Below are 2,475 nucleotides of genomic sequence, written 5' to 3'. Positions count from 1 at the left end.
ACCCTGCGTTGCAGTTGACGGCGGGGGACTGTGCCGTGGTCAGAGTTTTGTGGTCTCTCAAAGTTTTATCTTGCTATCAAACTTTTGTGGTAATTCTCCCCGCCGCACCTGAACTTTATCGTTAGGCGAGAAATACTTCAAACTTAGATTAAGGAATTGCTATGTTAAATGAAACTTGTATTTTGGCAGGAACAGCTGCAACTATAGGATTTATTCATACTGTCTTTGGCCCAGACCATTATTTACCCTTCATTGTATTATCCAAAGCAAGGCAATGGAGTAGTGTTAATACGGGTATGATTACATTTCTATGTGGAGTTGGTCATGTGTTGAGCTCTATTGTCTTAGGATTTATAGGTATTGCTCTAGGAATTGCTGTTCTTAAATTGGAAATGGTCGAATCATTTCGCGGTGAATTAGCCGCTTGGTTTCTTCTTGTATTTGGATTTACATATTTTGTCTGGGGAGTACATAAAGCAATTCGTAGCCGACCCCATGAGCATTTTCATCAACATGAAAGTGGAGATGTTCACATACATACTCATAAGCACATTGCAGATCATTCTCATGTTCATTTATCAAAATCGAACAATCTAACTCCATGGATTCTTTTCACAATATTTGTATTTGGCCCATGCGAACCATTGATTCCTCTTGTGATGTATCCAGCAGCTAAGGGCAATATGATAACGGTAGCGATAGTTTCATTTATCTTTGGATTGACAACTATCGCAACTATGCTGGGTATAGTTTTGGCTTTATCTTTCGGATTATCAAAACTATCATTTCGTAGAGTTGAAAGATATTCTCATGCATTGGCTGGTTTGGTAATTTTTCTTTGTGGAGGTGCAATCAAGTTTTTAGGACTATAAGGTTTAAACTGCTTCGCCAAATAAATGTTAGAATTAAAAATAATCACACAAAGACACAAAGTCACAAAGGGATTGAATAAAAACAATAAAACTTTGTGTGCTTTGAGGCTTTGTGTGAGGATATAAAAGAGAAATTCTAACCCTTCACTGCACCTGACTGCGGGGGGCTGTGCCGCAATTGAAGTTTTGTGGTTTATCAAAAGGTTATTTTGTTTACAAAGGTTAGTGGTAATTCTCCCCGCAGCAGGTGAGCTCTATCGTTAGACGAGCAATGCATGATAAGGATATTACAAAAAATGGCTGACCAAGACCTGAAGCAAATTGATAGAAACATACTGGATAGACTTGCAGATTACTGTAAATATCTGTATGAAGAAGAGAAAGAGCGAACCGAGAGGATCGAAAAAAAAGTCAATATCTTCGCCATTGCTCTTGGTGGAAGCTTAATTGGAGTCTTACTAAAGTTTCCTATATGGAAAGCATATTCGGAAATTAATGTTGATGATAACCAAGGAGTTTTAATAACGATATTAGTCATCACGTCAATAATTTTATTTCTCTTATCTTCTTTGTTCTCTTTTTTTGTTTATAAAGTTCGTAAATTTGAGAGGCTGACAGATCCAAAAAAAATGGCTGAAAAAACTATTCTTATGGAGAATGAGTCAGATATATTATCTACTATCATTGCTGATTATACAATTGCAACAAACAGAAATCATGAAATAAATAACAAAAAAGTTCGCCATCTTTCATATGCCTTATTATCTCTCTTTGTGGCACTCATTCTTTTTATAACAAGCCTGCTCATTCTAAATATATCAGCAGGATGGAATGGAGGTGACTGATGAGCAACAGCACTGAACGGTGGGACATTTATAAACGGAAACCGTGGCTGGCGTGGGATGATGATGCGTATGAGGAGGAAAGGCTTAAAGAGGAGAGGGAGAGGTCCAAACTATTGGCCGATATTCGTGAGCGAGAAAAGAAAAATTATGAATCATTTCACAGTAACTGTTTCATTGCTACAGCAGCCTATGGGACACGCTCTTCGCTCGATGAATTGAATACTTTATATAAGTTTCGAGACACGGTTTTACTCAAGACATCATTGGGATACAAGTTTGTTAAGAGTTATTATAATTTAAGTCCGCCAATCGCTAATTATATTTCTAAGCGACATTTCTTAAGAATGCTGACGAGGATAATTTTAACGCCATTAGTGTGGGTTATTGAAGGTTTAATGAGCGCATATGAAAAAAAGTAAGAGGAGATAGGGCGGAGATCGGGAGATCGGGGTCAGACCTCGAATTGAGAAAGTAGTCGACAAAGAATTTAGAAAGAGAAGAAAAGAAAAAAGACGGCGGAGTGCAGCTTTTTCTAACCATTCGCTGCACCTGACAGCAGGGACTGAGGTGTGATTATGAAAATTTTTGTAGTATGATAAAGTTTTATCTTGTCTTACAAAGTTGGTGGTAGTTCTCCCTGCTGCAGGTGAGCTCAGTCGTTAGCCCGCCGCAAAGAAACAGACTCGAAACGGAAGTGGTGAAGAAGTGACGTGGAAGAGAAACGGCGAAGAAGCGGTTCGGAGAGGAAGTGGCGAAGA

General features: G+C 38.5%; 3 protein-coding genes. All 3 read left to right on the top strand.

Going from position 1 to position 2,475, the window contains the following annotated elements; genetic code table 11:
- The first annotated feature begins 161 nt into the window (after nt 1-161).
- On the top strand, nt 162-872 hold the full coding sequence (locus AB1414_19180) for a sulfite exporter TauE/SafE family protein (protein ID MEW6609536.1): 711 nt from the start codon (nt 162-164) through the stop codon (nt 870-872).
- Nucleotides 873-1,168: 296 nt separating this feature from the next.
- On the top strand, nt 1,169-1,717 hold the full coding sequence (locus AB1414_19175) for a hypothetical protein (protein ID MEW6609535.1): 549 nt from the start codon (nt 1,169-1,171) through the stop codon (nt 1,715-1,717).
- Nucleotides 1,717-2,136, top strand: a complete 420-nt coding sequence (locus AB1414_19170; protein MEW6609534.1) for a CFI-box-CTERM domain-containing protein — start codon at nt 1,717-1,719, stop codon at nt 2,134-2,136. Before AB1414_19175 ends, AB1414_19170 begins: the two co-directional genes overlap by 1 nt.
- The last annotated feature ends 339 nt before the right edge of the window (nt 2,137-2,475 follow it).

The organism is bacterium (assembly GCA_040755795.1).
Lineage (GTDB): Bacteria > UBA9089 > CG2-30-40-21 > CG2-30-40-21 > SBAY01 > JBFLXS01.
The sequence above is the reverse complement of the archived record's forward strand: the minus strand, read 5'-3'. Positions and strand labels throughout refer to the sequence as shown.

What these genes read in the sequence shown, in the direction of transcription:
- AB1414_19180 (MEW6609536.1), top strand. Translation starts at nt 162, where the DNA reads ATGTTAAATGAAACTTGTATTTTGGCAGGAACAGCTGCAACTATAGGA.
- AB1414_19175 (MEW6609535.1), top strand. Translation starts at nt 1,169, where the DNA reads ATGGCTGACCAAGACCTGAAGCAAATTGATAGAAACATACTGGATAGA.
- AB1414_19170 (MEW6609534.1), top strand. Translation starts at nt 1,717, where the DNA reads ATGAGCAACAGCACTGAACGGTGGGACATTTATAAACGGAAACCGTGG.